Source organism: Capilliphycus salinus ALCB114379, from assembly GCF_047276495.1.
In the GTDB taxonomy this organism is placed as follows: domain Bacteria; phylum Cyanobacteriota; class Cyanobacteriia; order Cyanobacteriales; family Microcoleaceae; genus Capilliphycus; species Capilliphycus salinus.
In genome coordinates this window covers 5784621-5808874 of the sequence record NZ_CP178543.1, presented here as the reverse complement: position 1 = coordinate 5808874, position 24254 = coordinate 5784621, and the positions used below count along the sequence as shown (strand labels likewise).

The following is a 24254-nucleotide window of genomic DNA, read 5'->3' as shown; positions in this document are numbered from 1 at the left end:
GCTAGGTTTTGTCAATCAAGCGATTAATGTCATCATTCGATCCCAGTACAACAATAACGGCGCCCTTTTTCAAGCGTCTATTGGGGAGGGGATTGATTTCTAATTTATCATTTTCATCGCGAATCACCAGCAAGGTTAAACCATATTTACTCCGCAATTCTAACTCGGCAATTGTTTTCCCATCAAATTCTTTGGGAACGACCATTTCAACAATACTGTAATTAGAATCGAGTTCAAACTGGTCTAAAATCCGGGGTTTTGTCAATAATCGAGCCAGTTCGCATCCCATTTCTCGTTCGGGAAAAACCACATGATCGGCGCCCACTTTTTTGAGGATTTTCATGTGAGTTTCAGAGGAGGCTTTGGCAACAACAAAATCAATCCCCCCTTCTTTAAGATTGAGGGTTGTGGTGACACTTTCGGCCAAATAATTTCCAATCGCCACAATCACGGTATTGAACTCAAGAATTCCAGCTTCTTTTAACGCTGAAATTTCAGTAGAATCCAGTTGAATGGCATGGGCGGCGATGCGATTACTTAAGGCTTGGCTAACTCTTTTTTCATCGCGATCGACTGCCAAAACTTCATATCCGGCATTATGCAGGGTTAAAGCAACGGCCCGACCAAAACGGCCCATACCAATGACTGCAAACTGTTGTTTTTCAGTGCGGAAATTTCGTAAAAAGTTTAACGATGATAAACTCATGGTTCTAACCTACTAACAGATTTTCCTCGGGATACTCCACCGAAGTCGGTTGGGGATCTCCGGCAATGGCAACCATTAATAACAATACACCCACTCGACCAATATACATTGTGGCAATGACAACTAATTGAGAAGCAAGGGATAAACTTCCGGTAATTCCTGTTGATAATCCCACCGTAGCAAATGCAGACACAATCTCAAAAAAGACTTGAGTAAATTCTAAATTGGATTGTAATAAACTGACTAAAAGGGTGGAAATAAACACGACAATACTCGAACCCACCAACACAGAAACGGCTTTCAAAATTAAAGTCGCCGGAATTTGGCGTTGATAACACAGGACTTCATCCCGACCCTGTAGCGTCGCCTTTGTACATCGGAGTAATACTCTAGCCGTTGTGGTTTTAATCCCACCTCCCGTACTTCCTGGACTTGCACCAATGAACATTAAAATAGTCGTTATAAATAATCCGGCTGTTGTCATTCCTCCCGTATCAATGGTATTAAAACCTGCCGTGCGACTGGTGACAGATTGAAACCAAGCCGCCATAATCTTTTCTGATAAACTTAGGGTTTCTAGGGTTTCAGAATTACTATATTCTACACTAAAAATCAAAATCGTTCCCAAGATTAACAGAAAAATTGTGGTGCTGGTCACGACTTTAAAATGTAGGGAAAACTCCCGGTGAGAACGATTCCGCGATAGACGTTCTCGCAGCCACAAATACAACTCAATAATCACCTGATATCCCAAACCCCCAAAAATGATTAGAGTCGTCAGGGCTAGATTCAGCATCGGAGAGGTCACATATCGCATTAAACTATCAGCAAACAAACTAAATCCAGCATTATTAAATCCATTAATACTATGAAAAATAGACAGCCAGAGTGCTTCCTCAAATTCGTAGTCCGGTGCAAATACCGTTAATAATAGGAACACCCCGGTTAGCTGAAATAAAATCATCGTGGCAATCACCGATTTAACTAGGGAAACCACGCCACCCAATCCGGTTGTATCTAAGGTTTGTTGCAATGCGAGTTTATCTCTCAAGCCAAATTTGCGGCCGATAATCAGCAACAAAATCGTCGTCGCGGTCATGTAACCCAAAGCGCCCACTTCGACTAAAAGAAGCAGAACAAACTGCCCCCAAAACGAATAGTATTCTCCCACATTCACCACCGATAAACCCGTCACACAAACGGCTGATGTTGCCGTAAATAAAGCCGTGACAAACGTGGTGAGTGGGCTTTGTAAAAGGGCTTCTGAACCCAAAGAAAACGGCATCAACAGCAAGACTGTCCCGGCTGCAATTACAGTCAAGAAGCCCAAGCAAATTGTTCTAGATATAGTCATTCGATTTTCAGGTCTAGAATGAAGAATTGAAGAATTGACTCCTATGAGGATTTTAAAAACTCAATCTCACGCACCCGGTGAGGACTTTTGTACAATCATGCCTCATACTTAGGATTATTTGGGGTTGCAAGACTGACAAGCAACTACCTATAGGCTAATAATAGACTTTTAGCAAAACACGTACATTGGGCGATGACCTCAACACTTTATCAACAGATTCAACAATTCTACGATGCTTCCTCGACTCTGTGGGAGGAGGTTTGGGGGGAACATATGCACCACGGCTATTATGGTCCAGACGGAACCCTCACCAAAGAGCGACGTCAAGCCCAAATTGATTTGATTGAAGAATTTCTCGCCTGGGGAATGAAAGGCCTAAATATTCAACCCCAGGCGGGACAATCGAATTTTTCGGAAATTTTAGATGTGGGCTGCGGGATTGGGGGTAGCACGTTATACTTGGCTGAGAAGTTTCAAGCCAAGGCTACCGGGATTACTCTCAGCCCCGTACAGGCCAATAGAGCCACCCAACGCGCCCAAGCTGCCCAGTTGAGTCAAAACGTTCATTTTCGCGTCGCCAATGCCCTAGAAATGCCTTTTGAGGATGATTCTTTTGATTTAGTTTGGTCTCTCGAAAGCGGCGAACATATGCCGAATAAAATTCAATTTCTGCAAGAATGTTATCGGGTTTTAAAGCCGGGTGGACTATTTTTGATGGCGACTTGGTGTCACCGTCCGGTCTGGCCGACGGCTCCCGAACTGACTGACGACGAACGGAAACATTTGGCGGAAATTTATCGCGTTTATGCTTTACCTTATGTGATTTCTTTGCCAGAATATGAGGCGATTGCTACAAAAATCGGCTTTGATTTGATTCAAACGGATGATTGGTCTAAAGCGGTTGCTCCGTTTTGGAATATTGTTATTGATTCGGCTTTTGATTTAAAATCAATTTTGGGTTTATTATCTTCCGGTTGGACGACGATTCAAGCGGCTTTATCTTTGGGTTTGATGAGTCAAGGTTATGAACGGGGATTGATTAAGTTTGGTTTGTTGCGAGGGATAAAACCGATTGAGTAAATTAATTCCCTTCTTCCAAGATTAGGGAAAAATATGTTCCCTTCTGTTAGATTTTGGGCGCAAGTGTTAGATTTTGGGCGCATTGCCATGCGCCCCTACGAGGGGAAAAATTAGATCAAATCCGGTTGTATATTCAACGAATAACAGACACCTGACCCGTACCGCAGACCCTGAACAGGTTTCGGTTCAACCGCGCTACTCCCAACACCGAATAGCCAGATCATTGATTATTGATCCGCCGATCATTTATAATTTGGTTATAGAGCTTTGAAAACTATTGCGTTCCCCTTATAGTTCAATGATCGTCGGTACTACAGAAGCAGCCCATATTTTAAAAATCTCTACCGCTCGACTGCGAGTTCTCCTAAGCGCTGGCCGAGTCGAAGGTGCCTATAAGACCGGGAAAATGTGGCTCATTCCCCTGTTTAAGGGCAAACCCATAATTGAGCGAGGGACAAGAGGTCCGGCTCCCCGTTGGCGCAATCCAAGAACGCCTGCAACAACGATTATTCACGTTAATTCTCACAGAATTCGGCAAAATCAAAAACAACAGCAACAACTTCCGGTGATTACCGTCAAAACGCGCAACACCAATACTTATGGGCATATCGTCGAAATACCGGGAGGATGTCGTGTCGTCTATTGTCCCGATAAACCTCTCCCTTGTGGTGCCAGGGTTTGGATTGAAACCTTTTATGATGTTAATGTCATCGGTCAGTCAAAATCTCTTGATCTCCCCACACTGTTAGATGGGTATTAACCGGACTTGATATTAGGTTTAAAAGGGCGACAGGATCATCAGAAATCATGCCGTTTGTTGTTTTAATGATTTCAATTTTGTTTTTTTGGGGAGTTGGGTTAGGTTCTGTTGGGGCCGAACCCCTGCTGTTTTCTGCGGTTAATTCTTCCAGGTTTAATTTAGTTTTTGCCAATCAATCGATGTCAAATCATTCTCAAATTCAACAATTAGTAAACAGACAAGCCAATGCTTGGTTAACGGGTGATGTTGACAACATTATTGCTGACTTTGCAGAAGATTGTCTGTTTGTGATCTCATCTTCTCGTTTCCAGGGAAAACAGCAAGTTAAACAGTCTGTTGAAGATTTCTTTGCTTCTAATTCGGTTGTTAATATTGAAATTCATCGGATTATCGAAAACGGCGAACAAGGGGCTGTAGAATGGAGTTGGAGCGAAGTCAACCCTCAAACTGGCGAACGTTCTTATACAGAAGATGGGATTATTTTAGCCCTCGAAGATGGAAAAATTAAGTATTGGCGCGAATACATCGATCAATTCGATCAACCTCCCTCAAACTCCCCTCAATCTGATTAATTTTCTAACATTTTTTTGAAGAATTTCGAGTTTTGTACAGCAGTCCTCCCAAGGTAAAAATTCCTAAAGCTATCGAATTTCTCGGTTCGGGAACTGACTCGGGTTGAGCGAGTTGGGCTAAAGCAAATTCTGCTAAAACTTTATGGGAAGCTGTTGTCGGATGTATACCATCCCAAAATACATATTTATCCGGTCGATCGCAAACGGTAAAGGTAACGCCTTCAGGAGGAGTTAAATTTGGAAATAATGAAGGATCGGGACTCAGACAAGCTTCTGTTACCGTTGTAAAACCAAATGGTTCGGGATCGTTGAATATTTGAGTGTACAAAGAGAACATATCTACGGGGATAATATTAATATCCGGTAACAAGCTTAAATTGTTAAGAGCTTCAGTTAAAAGACTGTTATGAACTTGAGTCACTGCGCTGAGGGGAGCAGAAGGAACGGGAGCAAAAGGACCTAAAGCGCGAGGGGTTTCTCCCAAGTTTGGGAGATTGGAAACCATTATATTTCTTGCTCCTGAATTATAGAGCGCTTGAATGCTTGTGACAATATTAGAAACGCTTTGTTCGGGGTTGGGATTGGGAACGGTTTGATAATCGTTTGGTCCGGAAGAAACAATATAAAGTGCTTCGGGATCGGCGAATTGATTGGCAAATTCTAAGTCGTTAATAAACGAGCCAACTTGTCCTAATAACCCCGGAATTCCTTCTGCGGATACGAGTCCAGTTTGAGAAGCTCCAAAAGCAAAGTTAACGCTTTGAGTGGCTGTCATTCCATTAAAAAACGGACTGATAATTAGTTCACCACTATTCGGATCGAGAGTCAAGAAAGATTTATCTTGAGAACCGGGAAATAATACCGATAATTCCGTTGAAGGGGTTGAGGTTAATCCGAGATTTTCTGCTAAGTAATCTACCCAAACTAAACCATTAGAAAATCTTCCGTCTTCATCGTAGGGGGGAACGGGAGGAGTGGGGGGAGGAATTTCAAAACCCGGAGGAATGAGTTGCGGGGGTATTTGATTGAGAGCGGTGGTAACGTTAAAGATATTCCCTGAGTCTGAAAGACTGTCACCGAAAACATATAGCTTGCTAAAAGAAGCCGCTTCTGCTTGAGTTGAGAGGTTGAAAGAGAGCAGAGCAAACCCTGTTGATAGGATAATTTTTTTCATGGTAATTCCTGGGAATTTTTCTGAGTTATCATAAATACCCGATTGTTGAAGCTGAGGAATTTAGAGGGATAAAATGTTTTACGACTCTAAATTATTACATTTTATCTTATTCGATTGTCTTCTCAGAATTCAAGGGCGTTATGTAAAACTCTGTGTAAAGTTTGTGTAAACTCAACTCGGGAGATCTGGAGAATCTAAATTTTAACTGGATTTTAGAATTTGTTGCACTTTGTCAACGACCCGATTGAGTTGTACCGAGTGAGAAGCTTTAAATAAAATGCAATCGCCCGGTTGGATAAATTCAATGATTTTTTCTGCCATAATCTGATGAATATTCTCAACTTCCATTTTGCCCATTTCAACCACAGGTAAACCTTTTGCACCCGTTGCCATTGCTGCTGCTTCTTCGGCATCTGCTAAAATAAATAGTGCGTCTAAATTGAGTTCTTGGGCTGTTTTTCCCACTTTTTGATGAAATTCTAGCGAGCGCTCTCCCAGTTCTTTCATCGTTCCTAAAACAGCAATCTGACGTTCACCGGGAGTTTCTTTCAACAATTTTAAAGCGGCAATCATCGATTCTAATCCCGCATTATAAGTTTCATCTAAGATGACAATATCATGGGGAAGTTCAAGGCGTTTAGCCCGTCCTTCTGGCAATTGTACCGATAAACCTGTTTGTATTGGGGTATATAATTCGACGGGAGATAAATCTTTACCTTGAATAATCTTAAAAACAGCTAAAGCTGCTAAAAAATTAGACGCATTGTGGTATCCTGGTAAAGGTAAGGGTAAATCTATACCTTCAACGCGAAGGGTGTGAGCGTCGATTAATTCCCCTTGTAAATCTCCCCCTTCTAAACCATAGGTAAGGGTTTCTCCTGACCAAACTGTAGCGGCTGTATTGATTAAACGGCGATTATCATGGTTAAGAATAGCAACGCTGTTTTTGGGCATTTCAGCCAATAATTCACATTTAGCCTCGGCGATCGCCTGTTCTGAGCCGAGCCGTCCAATGTGAGCCGTTCCAACATTGGTAATTAAGCCAATTGTAGGGCGGGCAATTTGAGTGAGTAAAGCAATTTCTCCTCTGGCTCGCATTGCCATTTCAATGACAGCAAAATTGTGTTCGGGCGTTAATTGTAAAAGGGTTTTGGGAACGCCAATTTCATTGTTAAAATTGGCTTGGGTTTTATGAACATTTCCGACAGTACCGAGAACCGCAGCAATTAACTCTTTAGTCGTGGTTTTTCCCACCGAACCCGTCACCCCGATAATGGGAATGGAGAACTGTTCTCGCCACCAACGGGCGATCGTCTGATATGCTGTGAGAGTGTCCCGAACGGTTAACAGGGGTAAACGGGGATGGGGAGCCGTGAAATCGGTGTCTACAATGGCACAAACCGCCCCCTGAGCGAGCGCCTGTTCCACAAAGTGATGACCGTCAAAGCGTTCACCTCGCAAAGCGACAAACGCTTCTCCGGGTTGCAGGGTACGAGTATCAGTGGTGATACCGATCACTTGAGCGTCTTGGGGGGTGTCACACTGCGGGGGGAGAGGAGCCGCTACAATTTGAGAAAGTTGAGTTAATGTAATAGGGCTGAACATCCTGAAAACAATTAAAACTTGACTGAAGATTGCCTTTATTATTTCAGAGTTTGGGCATCTTGATAAAATCTGAAGCTAATCTTATTTCTCGTGCATCGATTAGGATAGCTTATAGGTGTTTGGGAGCGAGGGCAAAATTAAATAATTTGACATTCTAGTTGAACGGTATTTTAACTTAAATATTAGTCAACTGGAAAGTTACTCTGCATCTGGGTCTTTAGGCGATTTTAAATCTGGGGAAGCGTTTCATTTAGCGATCGCAAGGTCTCGCTAAAACTCCAAGGTTTTTTTAATTTAATTAGCCGATTTTTTGCAAGAATAGGAATTAGGGTGGATTCGTGATCTCAAATGAACAAACCGTTGGCTAGTCGTTACAGTCGATTCATATCGTCGGAAGAACAGCAAATCTACGATCACTTACTTGAGCGGGTAGAATTAGAAACGCCTTCCGAATTAATTGAACGCATTAGATTGTTATTTATCGAGGGGTCTGGGTATCCAGATCGCCAAATTGCCCATGCGTTAGAAAAAATATTAAATACCGAAAAAGTTGAGGAAGATTTTCACTTCATTATCAATCGCTGCTGCTATATTTTAATCAATCGTTGGCATACCCTCCCCAACCGAAAAACCGCCATCTATGAGTTACTGCAACTCTTGGATAAACTAACCGAAAAAACCCTCAGTAACTACAATCACTCTCGGCGTTTAATCCGACTGCAAAAACTCATGCAAAACTTTGCTAAAAGCGAAGAATATTTGGCGTTAAAGCGGTTTGCAGAAGTCCTTTGTCAGTCTTCGGGTTCAAATTATCGTCACCTTTCTAGCCAGCCTTTAAGAACCCTAATTCCCCGCTATCCCTACTTATACAGTCATTGTTTGCTGAGTGATTATAGTTCCTATGAACACAAGCAAATGATCCGGCATATTCAAACTCAAAAACAACGAAAATTTGAACTCGATTTATCCCGGTATTCCGCCCATCAAATTCGCCGGTTAGAAGTCGCTAAAATCTCGTTAGAAACGGCTAAAAAAATTAAATCTCCCCTTGATAACCCCACCCTTTTAAATAACCGAGAACTGTTTACTGCATTAAAACAATTTGTTGGAAAAGTCGAAGGTTCGGAGACTTATCGCGATCAGGCTCAACGCTTTTTAACTTATTCTAGTTCTACTCAAAGCTTTCGAGCGTTTAAACAGGATTTTTACGAATATCTCAATCCCACCTCCTTCGGTTCTTCTTACAGCAAACGTCAATTTAGCGATAAACTTTACAAGCAGTTAAAAATGACGATTCCCCATAGCGAGGATGAACCGTTTAATGAATTTTTGCTGCTGAGAACCTGTAGCCAAATGTTAAATTTTCTCGTAGTTGAAAGTCCCCAAAGACCCAATCATTTTGTATTTATTGACTTGATTGGCAACGTTGGGCCTACCTATACCGTCGGTTTACTCCTAAAAATTGTTCTGATTTGTCGCCAGGTGAAACCCTATTTAGAAAAACGTTTTTCAATTCTGTTCAATCATTACGAATCTAGTCCCCAAGATGGAGTACAATGGTTGGTGAAAGTGTTAGAAAATTTGAATATTGCTTTAACGACTAACTTTGGACGGGCTGATTTATCATTTATTCATTAATAAAGATGAATTGGGAATTGGGAGTTGGGAGTTGGGAGTTAGGAGTTAGGAACCCGCCCCTACGGTGGTCATTTTTGACGGAAAAGGGCGGGTTTATATTGAGGTTGAATTAGGATAAAGACTTTTCAAACCACTCTACATCCCAATATCGATAAAACTTGCGACCCACCTCTCGATAAACACCAACACTTTGAAACCCAAACTTTTTATGCAGTGCAATAGAAGCCGGATTCGGTAAGGTAATTCCCGCATAAGCACGATGCACATCCTCTTTTTTCAAAGCCTTAAATAAAACCGAATAGAGTCGAGTTCCTATCCCTTTTCGGGTGGCTTTCGGATGAACATAAACGCTGGTTTCGACAGAGGTTTCATAAGCCGCTTTTGGTCGAAAACAACTGCTGGTTGCATAGCCAAGCACTTGACCGTCAAGTTCGGCGACAAACAAACGATAACGACCCTGATGAGAATAATGTCGAAACCATTCTTCAGTGCGGCGTTCTACGGTAAAGAGTTTAACATCAAAAGTAATCGCCGTGTTGAGAACATAATGATTATAAATTTCGGTCAGTTGAAAAATATCCGAGGGTTTGGAAATACGAATGATAGGATTCATGGGACTTAGGCACAATGAAAAAGACAATTAACTTGAGGATAGACTGGTTCTCAATCTCCGTTAAAATCAACAGAAACAGAGTCAAAATATGATAATATAATTTTACGCCTAAAGCCAGTTTTTTTCAGGGGATGCAACATTTGAGAACTTGAACACCCGTGATCAAGCAAATTTTTTAGGAATTCCTGGCTAATTCCAATAAAAGTTGAGACAAAATCTGATTATCCGTTATCCTGGTAAGAGTGGAGTCGGAAAACCGACGGGATATCCATTGCTCCAAAGAACAATTTGAGCCGCTCAAGAAGATACAATAAAGTTAAAGAGCAGAACAAAACCCCCTGCTGCAAGTTGAGAGGATTTAGATGAACCTAGATGACGAACTTAACAATACAATTTTAAGCTTTACCGACATTCAAGCGGAGTTAAACCTGCGAGACGCTCAAAAAACAATGCGCGAAATTGTCGGACATCTGGATTTAACCCCCCAGGAACGAGCCGGACTGGAAACGGAAATTGAGGGGTTAGAGACGATGATGGATAAACTCGAACAAACTCGCGTGCAAATCGCAGTATTTGGGATGGTTGGACGGGGTAAATCTTCAATTTTAAATGCACTTTTGGGTCAAAATATCTTTGAAACGGGTCCCATTCATGGCGTCACCCAAGCCACTCAAGCCCAAAGTTGGCAAGTTTCCGAAAACTCTCCCGAAACCTCTGATATGGGAAATGATGTGGTTTCCTACCGCATTTCTCAAGTTGAATTAATCGACACTCCCGGTATTGATGAAGTTGACGGAAAAACCCGAGAAGAAATTGCGCGTCAAGTTGCACAAAAAGCCGATTTATTGTTATTTGTAATCGCCGGAGATATCACCCAAGTTGAATATGAGGCGTTATCTCAACTGCGGGAAGCGGGAAAACCGATGCTGTTAGTTTTTAACAAAGTTGACCAGTATCCCGAAGCCGACCGCATGGCAATTTATCAGAAAATTCGCGATGAACGAGTCAAAGAATTGCTCTCTCCCGATGAAATTGTTATGGCTGCGGCGTCTCCTTTAATTGCTACCGCAGTTCGTCGCGCCGATGGAAGTATTCAAGCTCAATTAACCCGTTCTCAGCCCCAAGTTGAACAGTTAAAACTCAAAATTTTAGAGATTTTAGACCGAGAAGGGAAATCCTTAGTCGCCCTCAATACCATGCTTTACGCCGGAGATATTAACGAACAGTTAATTCGGCGAAAAATGGAGATTCGCGAACAAAGCGCCAACCGTGTAATCTGGAATGGAGTAATGACAAAAGCCGTCGCCATTGCACTCAATCCGATGACGGTTGTTGACTTAATGAGCGGTGCGGTAATAGATGTCACCATGATTCTGACTTTATCAAAATTATATGGGATTTCCATGACCCAACAGGGGGCGATTGATTTATTACAAAAAATCGCTCTGGGAATGGGGGGAATTTCGGCGAGTGAGTTGGTGACAAATTTTGGTTTAAGTTCTTTAAAAGGACTGTTGGGAGTCACCGCACCGATGACGGGAGGCGCCACATTAATTCCTTATTTGTCGGTGGCGATAACTCAAGCGGGTGTCGCCGGCGTTTCTTCCTACGCCATCGGACAGGTGACAAAAACTTACCTCGCTAACGGCGCTTCTTGGGGCGATGAAGGACCAAAAGCGGTCGTTAAACGCATTCTCGCCTCGTTAGATGAAACGTCGATTTTAAACCGAATTAAAGCCGAATTACAGGCTAAACTCGATTTAACTCGCAATTCTTCTGTGAGTCCTCAGTCAAAAATTAAGTTCACTCTGGAGACAAGGGAACAGGGAACGGGGAACGGGGAACAGTAAGGAATTGAACAATATTAAAACTTCTTTAAACAGCTTCGTTTATTGATGTCAGACTACTTACAAAAAGAACGCACCAAATTTTTCTGGGGATTAAAAAAGATTAAAAACCCAGTTTCGCGAAAGTTAACCGGGTTTTCGGGTTTTCTCTTAAAACCTTACAATTTAAAAATTAAGCTTAAATTTTTGGTATAGATTCAACAAATAAGCGATAAAATATATCAAGCACTGTTCAAACTTATCGACAAACAAAATAAATGGTTGCTAACTACGAAGTTGAATCAATTGTTTTAGACCGCTACAAACAAGGCGCGAAAGAAGTACAACCTTCCCTCTGTTGTCCGACCAGCTACGATAAACAATATCTGGCAAAAATTCCGCAAGAAATTATCGAGAAAGACTATGGTTGTGGCGACCCAACCCGCTATGTAAAAGCCGGAGAAACCGTCGTTGATTTGGGTTCCGGTGCGGGAAAACACTGTTATATTTTAGCCCAAATTGTCGGCGAACAGGGTAACGTGATTGGCGTTGACTTTAACGATGAAATGCTCTCCCTCGCCCGAAAATATCAAGGGGAAATGGCGGCAAAATTTGGATACCAAAACACCAAATTTGTCAAGGCAAAAATTCAAGATTTAGCCCTGGATTTAGACAAAGTACAACGGTGGTTAACCCAAAATCCTGTACAATCGATAGAAGGGATTTCTGCCTTAGAAACCGAATGCGATCGCCTGCGACAAACAGAACCGTTAATTCCTGATAATAGCGTCGATGTGGTGATTTCCAACTGCGTTTTAAATCTGGTACGACCCCAAGACAAAAAACAGCTATTTCAAGAAATTTATCGAGTTCTGAAAAAAGGCGGTCGGGCGGTTATTTCTGATATTGTCTGCGATGAAAATCCCACCGAAGAAATGATAAAAGATCCCGAACTTTGGAGTGGTTGTATTTCGGGAGCGTTTCGAGAAGACGAGTTTTTAGAAATGTTTGAACGGGCGGGATTCTACGGAATTGAAATTTTAGTTCGTCAACCAGAACCCTGGCAAGTTGTGGAAGGGATAGAATTTCGTTCGGTAACGGTTCAAGCCTTTAAAGGAAAAGAAGGACCTTGTTTGGAACGGAAACAAGCGGTTATTTATAAAGGTCCTTGGAAACAAGTTGTTGATGATGACGGACACACCCTTTGCCGGGGTCAACGGATGGCTGTTTGTGATAAAACTTTTCACATTTATACTAATCCAAACGGGCCTTATTCTCAGGATATTGTCGGGGTTCCTCCCTACGAAGAAATCCCCCTCGAAGAAGCGACAAACTTTAGCTGTAAAGGCAAAGCAACCCGCAACCCCAAAGAAACCAAAGGAAGCGATTATCGGGTGACAATAGAAGCAGAAAGTAGTTCCTGTTGCGATCCGTCAGAATGTTGTTAGATAAAGGTTAATCATCACCGGGGAGATAAATTTTACCCACAGAATGATCGGCGTTAATCTCAACAACCAAATCGGCAAATTGGGGAGTTTTCACTAGCGGCGAGATGAACAATTCGGGATGCAGAGATTTCCAAAAATAGTCTACAAACTGTTCAATTTCTGCATCCGTCATTCCCGATTTTCCCGTTGCGATCATTTCTTGTTCCGCTTGTTTTCGCCACTGTTTGGATAAGCGATAATCAACCGGGTTGAGAACCATTAACCGATCCAAACGTTCCCACAACGGCACATAATCTTTTAACTTTTGATTGATATCCCGAGCAAATTGGCGATCGCTTTCTGTTATAATGGGTTGGGGAGGATGATTGAATTGACTCTCATCAACCGGACGACAACCGACAAACCAACCCTCAAATAATACTACATTAATCCCGGTCACAATTTCCGGTTCAATGCGATCGCCCGATCCGTTATGTAACGATTTATCAAAGCGGGGAACCGCCACAGAAGTCCGACCTTGACGCAAGTCATCTAACACCTTTAACCCGATTTCAACATCGTGGGTTCCCGGTGGACCCCGCCAAATTAACCGGGGATCAACTTGTCGCAAAGCTTCGCGATCAATATAACTTTTATAAATATCATCAATCGATAAACTGAGAGTACGATATCCTTGAAAATTTAAGATTTCGCTTATTGCTTTACCCAGAGTCGTTTTACCCGTTCCCTGTCCGCCAAGAACCCCTTGAATAATCGGCCGATTTAAGGTTTGATAGTGTTGGGTGAGTTGGGTTGCTAGAGGAAGCCACAATTTCCATAACAGTTCCAAACTGCCCGGTATTTGAGGTAAATTACAGTTATGTTGGAGTAGGGAGCAAAATAACTGCGATCGCTGCTCAATGACAGTTTCAACATTGTCTGCTGTAATTTCAAAAGCAGTTGATCGTTGGCGATCATTGAGTTCTAAGGTTGTTAACTGTTTGAATTCATCGGGTGAGGGTTGATTTCCCACCGCGATCGCCTCTAAAATCTCAATCATAATCAAAGTGATTTTGGAAAATGTAGGTCAGGAGACTTTTCCTTTTACTTTCTACCCTTAGTCTTGTCAGGAACCGAGTAAAAACGCGAGTAAAAACAAACTGTAAACCACACCAATTTTAAAGGCGTTAAGGTTTTCAATCCACAGGGGTTGGCGAATGACCGGTTTGCTGCGATAAGTGAGCCAGTTAATGACTTCAGTAACCAATAATAAAAGAAAAGCTGCTGTTACATCCCACTCGGCCTCCTGTCCGGCGATTGTAGAAATTACAATCCCAGAAAATGAGCCTAATAACAGGCTAATGGTTAGCAGCGAGATCCGTCGCCAAGGATTGCGTAACCATCGCCCCAGTCGCTCACTAAGAACATTTGTTAATCGGTTTAGACGAGTGTTCTGCATAGAACAACTTGTGATATTAATCGAATTGAACTGTTAACGGACAAGATGATGAAACTTAAACTACACCCTGCAATTTGGGTTGCTGGGGCCATTGTACTTTCGAGTTTAGGCTTGAGGCAACTTTGGTTAAACACTTGTATAAGTTCGGCGGAATTTGAGCGATCGCTTGATCCCGATAGTGTACCCGTTTTTATTCCGTCTACAATTGATGATTCTACACCGAATTTGACGCCGAATTTAACCGAAAATCAAACAACTCAAAATTCGCTCAACTTAACTTCTGACCCGGTATCCCTGGGTAAAGAAGCCGCTTTCCGCGTCAGCAACCAAACCAACCATCCCGTCAGGGTAGCATGGCGCGCGCGATCCCCAACTTCCGAACCGGTCCACTGGGATTTTGCACCCCAAGAAGGAAGAGTCAACGGACTGATGTTATCGCTACCAGAAGCCGAGTTAAAGTTGCAACCGGGAGATATCCTGGTCGTCTTCGCACAGGACGGTTCTCGGCGTTACTGGGGGCCTTATATCGTTGGGGAAACCAACTCTCCCGCCTGGAATTCTCAAGGTGAAGAATGGCTGTTGACCGTGACCAGCGAATAGGGAATAGGCAAGACTCTTGTAGGGGCGGGTTCGGCCTAAATCTATATTACCCAGAAATAACTTACATAAACCCGCCCCTTTTCAGTCACCAGTCACCAGTCACCAGTCACCAGTCAGAGCGTGAGAACAGTTTTCAGTAACAGTTCCATCTCTCGACTCTGGGGCGGGTTTAGTGAGGTTATCTGTGGGTAACAAACATCATTACAGAACCCGCCCCTACACCAATTGAGGCACCGGGGCGGGTTTAGATCAGTTATCTGTGGGTAACACACATCATTACAGAGGCGCGCCCCTACAGGACTTCTGACTTCTATCTGTTCACGGGTCACTGATAACTGTAAACTGATCAAGGTTGTTCCGAATTCATCAACTCACGACGGGATGAAACTGAAGTCTAAGTGTTTGTTTTCCTCCGGGTTCAAATCTCAATTTCTATCTCAATTTCCGCCTTTTTTAATTCGGGGTTTGCCGGTCATTATTGGTTTGGGTTTAATCGGTTGGCTGGCTTTTTTCTGGAATTTGGGGAAAACCGGCTTGGTTGATGAAACAGAACCTCTATTTGCCGAAGCCGCCCGTCAGATGCTGGTTACTGGAGATTGGATCACGCCTTATTTTAATGAAGTTCCTCGCTTTGATAAGCCGCCTTTGATTTATTGGTTGATGGCGATCGCTTATCGGGTTGTTGGCGTGAATGAATGGGGGGTTCGTCTCCCGTCTGCGATCGCGGCGTTTTTTCTGACTGTATTTTGTTTTTATATTTTACACTTTTATGTCAAAAATATCAAGACTAATCCCCAAAATTATCCCCAAAATTATCCCCAAAAAATAGAATTTCATCCTTTACCTTGGATCGGTGCGGCTTTAATAGCATTTAACCCCGAAACCATTGCTTGGGCGAGAATTGGAGTTTCCGATTTGCTGTTAAATGCCTGTATGGGTTCGGCTTTATTTGCTTTTTTTCGCGGCTACGCCGAACCGAAAATCAACAAATCTAATTACAGCATCTCTAATTACAGCATCTCACCTTGGTATTTTGCCTTTTATATTTTTCTGGCTTTGGCGGTCTTAACCAAAGGGCCGATCGGCTGTGTTTTACCGCTTTTAATTATCGGAGCATTTACAGTTTATCTCGGCAATATTCAGAAGGTTTTGCGAGAAATTAAACCCGTTTTAGGAAGTCTTGTTTTTGGGGTTCTGGTTTTGCCCTGGTATATTTTAGTTACCGCAAAACACGGAATGACCTATCTCAATACTTTCTTTGGTTATCACAATTTTCAACGGTTTACGCAAGTTGTTAATCACCATTCCGCACCCTGGTATTTCTATTTTATTGTGGTTTTAGTTGGATTTGCTCCCTGGTCTGTTTATTTGCCTTTTGCAATTTATAAAACCAACTTCTGGCGGCGAACCTATTGGCAAAATCGCCCCCGCATCGAACATTTACCTTTATTTAGTTTGTTTTGGTTCGGATGTGTTTTCTTGTTTTTTACCATTTCTGTTACCAAACTGCCCAGTTATATTTTACCGTTAATGCCTGCTGCTGCACTGCTGGTTTCTTGGCTTTGGGGTGAGATTTTAAAACACAATCAAACCTCAAATGTTGACAATAAAATAACCAAACTACCTCGACTTTTTAATCTGGCATTTTCGTTAAATTTTGCCTTTGTAACTGCAATTTCTCTGCTCATTTTTTTCAGTTATCTTTGGATCGGAAAAGATCCGGATATGCCCAAATTTCGCGAAGAACTTCACGCTTCAGGATTTCTCGAATTGAGTGCATTAATTTGGATCATTGCGGCGATATTCATTTTATTTTTTTGGTGGAAACGAAAGCCAGATAAAATTTTAATGGTTAATTTAATTGGGTTTATCGCCTTTTTAATCTTTGCGGTTACTCCTGCTAACGAAATTTTTGATTTTCACCGTCAGCAACCCCTAAGACACCTCGCGGAAACCGTTAAAAAAGAAAGAATCTTTCAAGAAGAATTGGTAATGATAGGCTTTCAAAAACCCAGTTTAGTTTTTTATACCCAAAATCCCGTAGAATATCTTCAGTATCCGAGGGATGCTGTTAATTATTTTCGCAGTCCCAACCTACAAAAAACCCAACCCAACAGCCTGTTAATTTTAGCGACTCCCGAAGAAATATTAGAAACCGGTTTACAGACTTCTCAATATCAAAAACTTGATGAAGCGGGTATTTATGAACTCATTCGAGTCTCCAAAGCCAGTTTATTAAACAGCCAGAGAAATTAACGCGATCGCGACGAATTGACTCGGAACGATTTGGGGGACTTAAGTTCAGTATAGCATCCTTTAGGGAGACAGGGAATACCCAAAGCTAAATCAATCATAAAAAGTGACAAATCATTCGGATTGTGAAATAATTCTCCTGTAATATCCAACGATACGGTATCAGGAGTGAACATTTCTGTAAGATGATAAACTGGTTGGAAAAGTATCTACCTCTCAAGTTTTCTGTCCTTGTCAAAAATAAATTAATCTGTTTTTTGTTGATGTTTGTGTTGAGTTTGAGTCTTTCAGCCGCCACAAAATCAGCAACAACGCCATCCATTCGGGTTCCGATATTTGGTTTTCATAATATTATTGACTTTGAGAAAGCAGCCCAGACAAAAATTAAACCTTTATCTTTCGATCACGACTACGGTAAACGAGAAATGTATACGTTATTAAACTATTTAGTTGAAAACAACTATTGGTTTTTAACAACTCAAGACTTGTTTACTTACTTTATCCAAAAATCCCAACCCATTCCCCCGGAATATCTAAACCGCCAACCCGTAATGATCACCTTTGATGATGGTTATTTAGGAGTCCATGAAAACGTTTTACCGATTTTAAAAGATCTGGAAAAAAACTACGGGGAAAAAGTTAAAATCGTTCTGTTTATTAACCCCGGTTCCATGGGAGTTAATATCAAAGATTTTGTTCCTCACGTGAGTTGTGACGATCTTCGAGATGGTTATCAACGGGGATTTTATGATATTCAATCTCACGGATTTGCCCATCAAAATCTCAGCAAACTCGACATCAAAAACCTGGAACTAGAGTTAGAAAAAGGCAAAACAAAACTCCGAGAATGTACGGCAGATTTAGACCCGAATAAATGGGTCGCGGCTCATATTGCCTACCCTTACGGTTCCGTTAGCTACAAAGTCGAAAAATATTTACCCAAATATCACTTAACCGGATATTTATATGATGGAATTATTTCTCGACCCAACCGGCTCAGAAATCCCTTTCAAATTTCCCGAGTTCCCGTCAACCGTTATACCACACCCCATCAATTAATTAGAATTGCTAACCGAGCAACTCCAATTAAACAATTAGACTTGAAAAATAGTTAAATTCAATTAGGTGCCGTTATAAGTAGGGGCGGCTTGGTGAATTAATTTATATTTTCCCACAGATAACTGATCTAAACCCGCCCCAGAGTCATCAGAAGTCATGTAGGGGCGGGTTCTGTAATGAGGTGCGTTACCCACAGATAATTGATATAAACCCGCCCCGGTTGTTGAGGAAAAATTGTTAACGGGTTGGGGGCGGGTTTATGTAAGTTATTTCTAGGAGAATATAGATTTAGGCCGAACCCGCCCCTACAACACTGTTGCAAGAGCGCATGGTTGCCTATTCCTTTGATCTAAACCCGCCCCAGAGTCATCAGAAGTCATGTAGGGGCGGGTTCTGTAATGAAGTGTGTTACCCACAGATAATTGATATAAACCCGCCCCATAAAAGGCAGAAGGCAGTTTACAGTTTACAGTGAAAATTCATAACTCATAATTGAGAATTTATAATTCATCACTGGTGAGGAGGTGACTGGTGAGGAGGTGACTGTAAAGGGGCGGGTTGATCTAACTTATTTGCAGGGTAATATAGATTTAGGCATCAAGTCGCCCCTACAACACTGTTGCAAGAGCGCCTTTCCGGAAAGCAGATGTGTGGATGGGGAAAATTATAGAGCAAATGATAGACGCCGCCAACAGGCAAAATTGATTTCAAAAAGGACAAAAAACTGATGAATATCAAAGCAATTGCTCTAGCATTTCTTCTCGGTTTATCCGCACCGGCGATCACAGAAATTGCTTTTTCTACCGCCAGTGTATCTGCGATGCCGACAGATTTTCCGGCGCCGGAAGGAGCTTTTATCGATAAAAGTGGGCAATGGGTGGTAAAGCTAAATTTAGACGAATTTGGGGCTTATACTTACGAGGCTCAAAACCGAAAAACAGGTAATTCCCTAACCTTAAAAAAATATACAATCTCGGGGAACAAACAACGCTATACTTACACCTTCAAAAACGGCGATTACAAATATATCATTGCCTACCGACCCAATGATTCACAATATATTCGTCTGACCGTTATCGATCCCGAAGGGGATGAAATCTTAAATCGCCTGATGGAAAAAGTAGGTAATGATTGGGATGTCTAGTATTATCTAATACGAATCCCCGTTAACGGTTCACTCACATGATGCAATTTTTCTGGATTATTGTCACGCTTGTTGTTTTCAGCCTTCAAACCTTAGCCGGTACAAACCCCGCCCTCGCTGCGGTTGACACTTTATCAGCATCAACCCCCGTCGTTCAAGATGTCGAAACGCTTCTCAACCAAGCCTTTGACGCCAGCAACGCGGGAAAATTTGCCGAAGCCGAAACCTACTGGACTGAAATTATTAAACAATACCCCGATAACGCCGCCATGTGGAGCAACCGGGGCAATGTTCGCGTCAGCCAAAATAAAATAGAAGATGCCCTTTCCGACTACAATAAAGCCATAGAACTCGCTCCCAACGCACCCGATCCCTATTTAAACCGGGGCGTCGCCTACGAGCGCTTAAAACGTTGGGCTTCGGCGATCGCCGATTACAATCATGTCTTAGAATTATCCGGCGAAGATCCCCTTGCCTACAACAACAGAGGCAACGCCGAAGCCGGTTTAGGAGATTGGAAAGCGGCAATTATCGATTATGAAACCGCCGCAGAACTCGACCCCAATTATGCCTTTGCCCGGGCAAATTATGCCTTGGCCCTCTATCAAGACGGCCAAACTGAAAAAGCCATTCGCACAATGAAAAATCTGGTTCGCAAATATCCGAATTTTGCCGATATGCGGGCCGCTTTAAGCGCCTGTTTGTGGGAAAAAGGTAAACGCGGAGAAGCCGAAAGTAATTGGGTGGCGGCCGTTGGACTGGATCGACGGTACAGAGATCTCGAATGGGTCACTCAAGTACGTCGTTGGCCGCCTGAGGTGGTCCGTGCGTTGGATAACTTTCTTAACTTGCAGTAGCCACCTGTTCGATCACCGGGGCGGCAAATTGTTCGACACTGGGCAGAACCATCATCGCACCTGCGGCTTTCAGGGTTTGACGGTAAGCTTGAGAGCGTTCTGAGTTGAGTTGAACGTGGGGCGGCAATATACCCACACCCATCCAGGAACGCTCAGGCTGTTGCTGTGACGCTCGTTGGACGGTGTACATATCGGCAACGGTATCGCCGACGTAGACGACGGGAATTGAGTTGTCCGGGTTTAACTGTTCGACGGCCATTAATAGTCCGCTCGGATCGGGTTTTCCCGGTGCATCCTCCATCGCCACCAACACGGGTGAAACTAGCCCTAACTTGCCGGTGAGAACGTATAAAGCCTCATCTCGCATCGCTCCGCTAAAAAATCCCCAACCGATATTCGTTTGGGTTAACTGTTGAAAATAACTCGGTTCGCACAGCAACCGTTCTGAGCAAATGTAACCCGTCGGGTTGTCGGGATCGGGTCCGCGATAGCGGGATTGAAAAAATGCAATTAAATCATCATAGTTGAGATCAATCTGATTGCGAGATAAACTTTCACTCACCGCAGACGAGGTTGGGGGCCGACGTTCAAAATACCGATAAATGAGTTCTTGAGAGGCTTCCCAGTCGTTATTCCAGATGCCCTCAGATTTGAGGCTGTCGATGTCTTGTAGGGTGGGGCGGTAAGCGTGGTTGGTAAAGTGTTCTACGGTGTCGGCGATCGCCCGTCGATAAGAGTTGCCCACATCGCGAATTACACCGTCAATATCGAAAATTGCAATCGCTTTCATCGATCTCAGTTGAAATAGGAACTATCAACTCAATAGCACAGAAGTCGAATTGTGTGATAGAGTTGTAGGTTGTAATATTTTTTGAATATGCCTATGGAAACTGAAGTAACCCAGGCGAGATTTGTATTAAAGGTTTTGTGGCTCGACGACAACGTGGCGTTGGCAGTAGACCAAATTGTGGGAAAAGGCTCTAGCCCTTTAACGTCCTACTTTTTCTGGCCGAGAAATGATGCCTGGGAACAACTCAAAACCGAAATGGAATCTAAACGTTGGATTTCAGATATTGAGCGGGTTGAGTTGCTCAACAAAGCAACGGAAGTGATCAACTATTGGCAAGAAGAAGGTAGAGGTCGTCCGCTTGCAGAAGCTCAGGCGAAGTTTCCAGAAGTCATCTTCACCGGAAGTAGCTGAATACCCGGTCGGTTCTATTTCTATTTAAGAACTTGCCCCTTTAACTTGAGCCTACCCGCTGTGTAGGCTTTTGCTTTTTTTGGAGTCGGAAATCTCATACCAATTCTTTATGAAGCTGCATCTCATTGATCCCCCCCAACCCCCCTTTAATCCCCCCGGCTTCGCCACCCCCCTTTTTAAGGCAGGGCCGTTTCGTTCTAGCCCTAAAACTTGATTTGTGGGGAGGTGGGGAGGTAGGGAGGTAGGGAGATTGGGAGAATTTTTATTAATAAAAAGTTATTTTTCATCAGAAAAAAGACCTCTCCCCACCACCCCATCACCCCATCCCCCCATCCCCCCCGGCAATTTTTAACTGAGAATGAAACAGCCCTGCCTTTTTAAGGGGGGATCAAGGGGGGATCATTAAAAGTTGCATGATTAGAAAGAAATGGTATCAGGATTAAATTGTACCAAACACCGGATGTGTTGGGAGATTCGGGGGAGCGAACTCAAAAATAAGCGGTAAAATCCGGTTATCTTGGTGAATAGTCGTCATCAATAGCTGATAATATCAGTAAAATTGCGATGATTTTTTTACCCCCACAACCGCGATTAATTTAAGCCAGTGAGTATGAGATTACAAGACTTTCTCGGTACAGATATCAAGTATGATGTCAAGAAAATAGATGCCGACCCCGACCTCAGCCGTCAGATACAGATTCGCCTAATTGATTTGGGACTGCTTGACCCCCCGGCTGATGGGATATTTGGCCCCAAGTCAACGGCCGCCCTCCATCGGTTTCAAAAGTTAATGAAATGCGGTGAACCGGGATATTTGGGGGCGGTTACGGCTGAGAAATTAATTGAAACTCGACGCGAAGACATTCCCGTTCCCATCCCCATCTTAAAAACAGTTAAAAGTACCGTTTTTAAGGTTAAACCGATTGCTTCTTCTCAGTTGGATGACTCGGAAAAATTTCCCATTGAAGGCGGTCAAGAGTTTGAAGTTTTGGCTTACGATCCGATTCGGGGACATTTGAGAATTGCACTTCGCAATCAAAGTTTTGGCGGATATTCGATGTTATATATTTGGGGGCCTCACGCGGAAATTTATGAAGAAGATAAGTTAGTTTATCCGAAGCGTTTACCCAGAAGTTATCGAATTAATAATTTTCCCTATCTTTATCAACTCGATAATTGGTTTAACCCGACGGGCGCCTGTAATGTTACTTCGATTGCCATGTGTTTGCAGTATTTAAAAGCGCCCCGACGTCTCAGTTTCGGACAGTTTGAAGATGAACTGTATGAGTATGCACTTGATAGAGGTTATAGCCGCCATAACCCCTACGATTTAGCCCGAATTGTTAGAGATTATGGTTGTCAAGATTATTTTACAGAATACGCCATTATTGAAGATGTTCAAGATTGGGTTGCTGCCGGAAATCCTTCTGTTATTCACGGTTATTTTACCTCCTTTGGTCACATCCTGGTTGTGGTGGGATATGATGAATATGGGTTGATTGTTCACGACCCCTATGGCGAATGGTTTTCAACGGGATATCGCACCGATTTAAGCGGCGCTTATCTACATTATTCTTATGGATTAATTCGGCGCCTTTGTATCCCCGATGGTAATTTCTGGGTTCACTTTATCTCTAAGTAAAATTAGGAGAGTTGGGGAGGTTTTAATTCAAATCGTTGTGAATTGAGCGGCGATTAATTATTTTAAACGCTTCGGATAGAGGGATAGTTTATTCCCCAATCTCCCCCACCCAATTTCATGCTTAAATCTAGCCACGTTGAACGGGTAATGGGGGCGCTGGTTGAGATATAATCGACTCCGGTTTCTGCTACGTTCCGAATGGTTTGTAGGGTAATATTCCCGGACGCTTCGATTTTAATTCGCCCGTTAAAACCCCGAATTTTTCTCACCGCTTCCGACATCATTTCAAGCGGCATATTATCCAGCATAATAATATCAGCTTGATGTTCTAACGCCGTCTCAACTTGTTCGAGGGTTTCGGTTTCTACTTCTATTGTCAGAGGATAGGGAATAGTTTCTCGAACTTTCGCGATCGCCTCTTGTATTCCGCCGGCTGCTGCGATATGATTATCTTTAATCATCACCGCATCATCGAGGCCTAAGCGGTGATTTTTCGCCCCTCCCACCTGCGTCGCGTACTTTTCTAACAGTCGCAGTCCCGGCGTGGTTTTGCGGGTGTCTACCAGTTGGGCGGGTAAGTCGGCAATGGCTTCGGCGTATCGGTTCGTTAGGGTTGCTATTCCGCTTAACCGCATCGCCAAGTTTAACGCCACCCGTTCCCCCGTTAACAAGGCTTCCAATGGCCCTTTGAGTTGGGCGATCGCTTCTCCCGGTTCACACCATTGTCCCTCGGATGCGATCGGCGTAAACTGCACTTCTCGATCTAACAGATAAAATACTCGCGCCGCCACCGTCAACCCCGCAACCATTCCCGACTCTTTCACCACCCAATACCCATTTCCGAGGGGGTGGTTTTGCAAAAATAAACTCGCCGTCGTGCGATCGCCCCGACCAATATCTTCGCAAAGCCACTGTTGCAGGAGCGGGTCTAAAATAATCCAGGGTGGTAAAATTGCGTTCATCGTTGATTATCAATTAACATCTACCCATCAAAAACTAGAGCCTCCCTCCGTTTATCACTGGAAGAGAAGCCCTAGTTTTATATTTATCCTGGCATCGAGCTATTTTCCCAGGCAGCTACCCACCAAGTATCTTCGCCGTGTCAACGTTTCACATCCGAGTTCGGGATGGATCGGTGTGGTTCCATTGAGCCATAGACACCAGAAAAGCTTTAAAATACTTTCTTATGTCTTTGGGGTTAATCAGAAGTCGCTTTGTTTCGCGCCGTTCTGTAACCTTCGACAATTTCTAATAGTACAGACCTTTTGAGAGATTGTCAACCCC

General features: G+C 43.0%; 23 protein-coding genes and 1 rRNA gene. 13 read left to right on the top strand and 11 right to left on the bottom strand.

Going from position 1 to position 24254, the window contains the following annotated elements; genetic code table 11:
* Position 1: 1 nt before the first annotated feature.
* Together ACL6C3_RS23560 and ACL6C3_RS23555 are read right to left on the bottom strand one after the other, a co-directional pair.
* The gene (locus ACL6C3_RS23560; protein WP_413161602.1) at positions 2–706 is read right to left on the bottom strand and encodes a potassium channel family protein; all 705 of its coding nucleotides are present in this window, start codon (positions 704–706) and stop codon (positions 2–4) included.
* Between the two features lie 4 nt (positions 707–710).
* The gene (locus tag ACL6C3_RS23555; RefSeq protein WP_413161601.1) at positions 711–2060 is read right to left on the bottom strand and encodes a TrkH family potassium uptake protein; all 1350 of its coding nucleotides are present in this window, start codon (positions 2058–2060) and stop codon (positions 711–713) included.
* 192 nt (positions 2061–2252) lie between these two features.
* Here ACL6C3_RS23555 and ACL6C3_RS23550 point away from each other — a divergent pair, with 192 nt between their 5' ends.
* The 3 genes from ACL6C3_RS23550 to ACL6C3_RS23540 all read left to right on the top strand — a co-directional run bounded on the left by ACL6C3_RS23550 (position 2253) and on the right by ACL6C3_RS23540 (position 4472).
* Positions 2253–3140, top strand: a complete 888-nt coding sequence (locus ACL6C3_RS23550; protein ID WP_413161599.1) for a methyltransferase domain-containing protein — start codon at positions 2253–2255, stop codon at positions 3138–3140.
* 298 nt (positions 3141–3438) lie between these two features.
* Positions 3439–3900, top strand: a complete 462-nt coding sequence (locus ACL6C3_RS23545; protein ID WP_413161597.1) for a DNA-binding protein — start codon at positions 3439–3441, stop codon at positions 3898–3900.
* 47 nt (positions 3901–3947) lie between these two features.
* Complete coding sequence (locus ACL6C3_RS23540) at positions 3948–4472, top strand: nuclear transport factor 2 family protein (RefSeq protein ID WP_413161596.1); 525 nt, start codon at positions 3948–3950, stop codon at positions 4470–4472.
* Positions 4473–4476: 4 nt separating this feature from the next.
* Here ACL6C3_RS23540 and ACL6C3_RS23535 read toward each other — a convergent pair whose 3' ends face one another.
* Positions 4477–5646: an SGNH/GDSL hydrolase family protein gene (locus tag ACL6C3_RS23535; RefSeq protein ID WP_413161595.1), complete on the bottom strand. Its 1170-nt coding sequence runs from the start codon at positions 5644–5646 to the stop codon at positions 4477–4479.
* A 201-nt stretch (positions 5647–5847) separates the two neighbouring features.
* Positions 5848–7251, bottom strand: coding sequence for a UDP-N-acetylmuramoyl-tripeptide--D-alanyl-D-alanine ligase (locus ACL6C3_RS23530; protein ID WP_413161593.1), 1404 nt, complete (start codon positions 7249–7251; stop codon positions 5848–5850).
* 348 nt (positions 7252–7599) lie between these two features.
* On the opposite strand from ACL6C3_RS23530, the gene ACL6C3_RS23525 reads away from it, so the two are divergent.
* Entirely contained in the window at positions 7600–8889 is a 1290-nt protein-coding gene (locus ACL6C3_RS23525; protein ID WP_413161592.1) for a hypothetical protein, read from the top strand.
* A 109-nt stretch (positions 8890–8998) separates the two neighbouring features.
* Here the strand turns inward: ACL6C3_RS23525 and ACL6C3_RS23520 are convergent, their stop codons facing one another.
* A complete protein-coding gene (locus tag ACL6C3_RS23520; protein ID WP_413161590.1) occupies positions 8999–9502 on the bottom strand; it encodes an N-acetyltransferase family protein in 504 nt (167 codons plus the stop codon).
* 362 nt (positions 9503–9864) lie between these two features.
* On the opposite strand from ACL6C3_RS23520, the gene ACL6C3_RS23515 reads away from it, so the two are divergent.
* Together ACL6C3_RS23515 and ACL6C3_RS23510 are read left to right on the top strand one after the other, a co-directional pair.
* On the top strand, positions 9865–11352 hold the full coding sequence (locus tag ACL6C3_RS23515; protein WP_413161589.1) for a GTP-binding protein: 1488 nt from the start codon (positions 9865–9867) through the stop codon (positions 11350–11352).
* A gap of 254 nt (positions 11353–11606) precedes the next feature.
* Positions 11607–12776, top strand: a complete 1170-nt coding sequence (locus ACL6C3_RS23510; RefSeq protein WP_413161587.1) for a methyltransferase domain-containing protein — start codon at positions 11607–11609, stop codon at positions 12774–12776.
* 7 nt (positions 12777–12783) lie between these two features.
* Here ACL6C3_RS23510 and ACL6C3_RS23505 read toward each other — a convergent pair whose 3' ends face one another.
* Both ACL6C3_RS23505 and ACL6C3_RS23500 read right to left on the bottom strand, forming a co-directional pair.
* Positions 12784–13815 (bottom strand): glycerate kinase, encoded by a 1032-nt coding sequence (locus tag ACL6C3_RS23505; RefSeq protein ID WP_413161585.1) that lies wholly within the window; start codon positions 13813–13815, stop codon positions 12784–12786.
* Positions 13816–13881: 66 nt separating this feature from the next.
* On the bottom strand, positions 13882–14214 hold the full coding sequence (locus ACL6C3_RS23500; RefSeq protein ID WP_413161584.1) for a DUF565 domain-containing protein: 333 nt from the start codon (positions 14212–14214) through the stop codon (positions 13882–13884).
* A 45-nt stretch (positions 14215–14259) separates the two neighbouring features.
* On the opposite strand from ACL6C3_RS23500, the gene ACL6C3_RS23495 reads away from it, so the two are divergent.
* From ACL6C3_RS23495 to ACL6C3_RS23485, 3 genes are all read left to right on the top strand, one after another.
* Positions 14260–14814 (top strand): hypothetical protein, encoded by a 555-nt coding sequence (locus ACL6C3_RS23495; RefSeq protein ID WP_413161583.1) that lies wholly within the window; start codon positions 14260–14262, stop codon positions 14812–14814.
* Between the two features lie 381 nt (positions 14815–15195).
* Complete coding sequence (locus tag ACL6C3_RS23490) at positions 15196–17070, top strand: ArnT family glycosyltransferase (protein WP_413161581.1); 1875 nt, start codon at positions 15196–15198, stop codon at positions 17068–17070.
* A 260-nt stretch (positions 17071–17330) separates the two neighbouring features.
* Positions 17331–18182, top strand: a complete 852-nt coding sequence (locus tag ACL6C3_RS23485) for a polysaccharide deacetylase family protein (protein ID WP_413161580.1) — start codon at positions 17331–17333, stop codon at positions 18180–18182.
* A 6-nt stretch (positions 18183–18188) separates the two neighbouring features.
* Here ACL6C3_RS23485 and ACL6C3_RS23480 read toward each other — a convergent pair whose 3' ends face one another.
* The gene (locus ACL6C3_RS23480; protein WP_413161578.1) at positions 18189–18320 is read right to left on the bottom strand and encodes a hypothetical protein; all 132 of its coding nucleotides are present in this window, start codon (positions 18318–18320) and stop codon (positions 18189–18191) included.
* A gap of 533 nt (positions 18321–18853) precedes the next feature.
* On the opposite strand from ACL6C3_RS23480, the gene ACL6C3_RS23475 reads away from it, so the two are divergent.
* Both ACL6C3_RS23475 and ACL6C3_RS23470 read left to right on the top strand, forming a co-directional pair.
* Positions 18854–19270: a hypothetical protein gene (locus tag ACL6C3_RS23475; protein WP_413161577.1), complete on the top strand. Its 417-nt coding sequence runs from the start codon at positions 18854–18856 to the stop codon at positions 19268–19270.
* Between the two features lie 41 nt (positions 19271–19311).
* Complete coding sequence (locus ACL6C3_RS23470; protein WP_413168404.1) at positions 19312–20127, top strand: tetratricopeptide repeat protein; 816 nt, start codon at positions 19312–19314, stop codon at positions 20125–20127.
* Here the strand turns inward: ACL6C3_RS23470 and ACL6C3_RS23465 are convergent.
* Positions 20114–20917 carry a TIGR01548 family HAD-type hydrolase gene (locus ACL6C3_RS23465; protein WP_413161575.1) on the bottom strand — a complete coding sequence of 268 codons (804 nt, stop codon included), beginning with the start codon at positions 20915–20917 and terminating at the stop codon, positions 20114–20116. The two genes, ACL6C3_RS23470 and ACL6C3_RS23465, sit on opposite strands and share 14 nt — an antisense overlap.
* 93 nt (positions 20918–21010) lie before the next feature.
* Between ACL6C3_RS23465 and ACL6C3_RS23460 the strand changes: the two genes are divergently transcribed.
* Positions 21011–21328 carry a 30S ribosomal protein PSRP-3 gene (locus tag ACL6C3_RS23460; protein ID WP_413161574.1) on the top strand — a complete coding sequence of 106 codons (318 nt, stop codon included), beginning with the start codon at positions 21011–21013 and terminating at the stop codon, positions 21326–21328.
* 610 nt (positions 21329–21938) lie between these two features.
* Positions 21939–22970, top strand: coding sequence for a C39 family peptidase (locus ACL6C3_RS23455; RefSeq protein WP_413161572.1), 1032 nt, complete (start codon positions 21939–21941; stop codon positions 22968–22970).
* Positions 22971–23032: 62 nt separating this feature from the next.
* Here ACL6C3_RS23455 and nadC read toward each other — a convergent pair whose 3' ends face one another.
* Together nadC and rrf are read right to left on the bottom strand one after the other, a co-directional pair.
* Complete coding sequence (nadC, locus tag ACL6C3_RS23450) at positions 23033–23932, bottom strand: carboxylating nicotinate-nucleotide diphosphorylase (protein ID WP_413161571.1); 900 nt, start codon at positions 23930–23932, stop codon at positions 23033–23035.
* A gap of 86 nt (positions 23933–24018) precedes the next feature.
* Positions 24019–24135 (bottom strand): 5S ribosomal RNA (rrf, locus tag ACL6C3_RS23445).
* Positions 24136–24254 lie beyond the last annotated feature (119 nt).

Bases quoted from the DNA above. Each gene is read 5' to 3' on its own strand.
- ACL6C3_RS23505 (WP_413161585.1), bottom strand. From the start codon at position 13,815: ATGATTGAGATTTTAGAGGCGATCGCGGTGGGAAATCAACCCTCACCC.
- ACL6C3_RS23455 (WP_413161572.1), top strand. From the start codon at position 21,939: ATGAGATTACAAGACTTTCTCGGTACAGATATCAAGTATGATGTCAAG.
- nadC (WP_413161571.1), bottom strand. From the start codon at position 23,932: ATGAACGCAATTTTACCACCCTGGATTATTTTAGACCCGCTCCTGCAA.
- ACL6C3_RS23495 (WP_413161583.1), top strand. From the start codon at position 14,260: ATGATGAAACTTAAACTACACCCTGCAATTTGGGTTGCTGGGGCCATT.
- ACL6C3_RS23550 (WP_413161599.1), top strand. From the start codon at position 2,253: ATGACCTCAACACTTTATCAACAGATTCAACAATTCTACGATGCTTCC.
- ACL6C3_RS23520 (WP_413161590.1), bottom strand. From the start codon at position 9,502: ATGAATCCTATCATTCGTATTTCCAAACCCTCGGATATTTTTCAACTG.
- ACL6C3_RS23490 (WP_413161581.1), top strand. From the start codon at position 15,196: ATGAAACTGAAGTCTAAGTGTTTGTTTTCCTCCGGGTTCAAATCTCAA.
- ACL6C3_RS23485 (WP_413161580.1), top strand. From the start codon at position 17,331: ATGTTTGTGTTGAGTTTGAGTCTTTCAGCCGCCACAAAATCAGCAACA.
- ACL6C3_RS23545 (WP_413161597.1), top strand. From the start codon at position 3,439: ATGATCGTCGGTACTACAGAAGCAGCCCATATTTTAAAAATCTCTACC.
- ACL6C3_RS23460 (WP_413161574.1), top strand. From the start codon at position 21,011: ATGGAAACTGAAGTAACCCAGGCGAGATTTGTATTAAAGGTTTTGTGG.
- ACL6C3_RS23515 (WP_413161589.1), top strand. From the start codon at position 9,865: ATGAACCTAGATGACGAACTTAACAATACAATTTTAAGCTTTACCGAC.
- ACL6C3_RS23540 (WP_413161596.1), top strand. From the start codon at position 3,948: ATGCCGTTTGTTGTTTTAATGATTTCAATTTTGTTTTTTTGGGGAGTT.
- ACL6C3_RS23560 (WP_413161602.1), bottom strand. From the start codon at position 706: ATGAGTTTATCATCGTTAAACTTTTTACGAAATTTCCGCACTGAAAAA.
- ACL6C3_RS23510 (WP_413161587.1), top strand. From the start codon at position 11,607: ATGGTTGCTAACTACGAAGTTGAATCAATTGTTTTAGACCGCTACAAA.
- ACL6C3_RS23500 (WP_413161584.1), bottom strand. From the start codon at position 14,214: ATGCAGAACACTCGTCTAAACCGATTAACAAATGTTCTTAGTGAGCGA.
- ACL6C3_RS23525 (WP_413161592.1), top strand. From the start codon at position 7,600: ATGAACAAACCGTTGGCTAGTCGTTACAGTCGATTCATATCGTCGGAA.
- ACL6C3_RS23465 (WP_413161575.1), bottom strand. From the start codon at position 20,917: ATGAAAGCGATTGCAATTTTCGATATTGACGGTGTAATTCGCGATGTG.
- ACL6C3_RS23470 (WP_413168404.1), top strand. From the start codon at position 19,312: ATGCAATTTTTCTGGATTATTGTCACGCTTGTTGTTTTCAGCCTTCAA.
- ACL6C3_RS23555 (WP_413161601.1), bottom strand. From the start codon at position 2,060: ATGACTATATCTAGAACAATTTGCTTGGGCTTCTTGACTGTAATTGCA.
- ACL6C3_RS23535 (WP_413161595.1), bottom strand. From the start codon at position 5,646: ATGAAAAAAATTATCCTATCAACAGGGTTTGCTCTGCTCTCTTTCAAC.
- ACL6C3_RS23530 (WP_413161593.1), bottom strand. From the start codon at position 7,251: ATGTTCAGCCCTATTACATTAACTCAACTTTCTCAAATTGTAGCGGCT.
- ACL6C3_RS23475 (WP_413161577.1), top strand. From the start codon at position 18,854: ATGAATATCAAAGCAATTGCTCTAGCATTTCTTCTCGGTTTATCCGCA.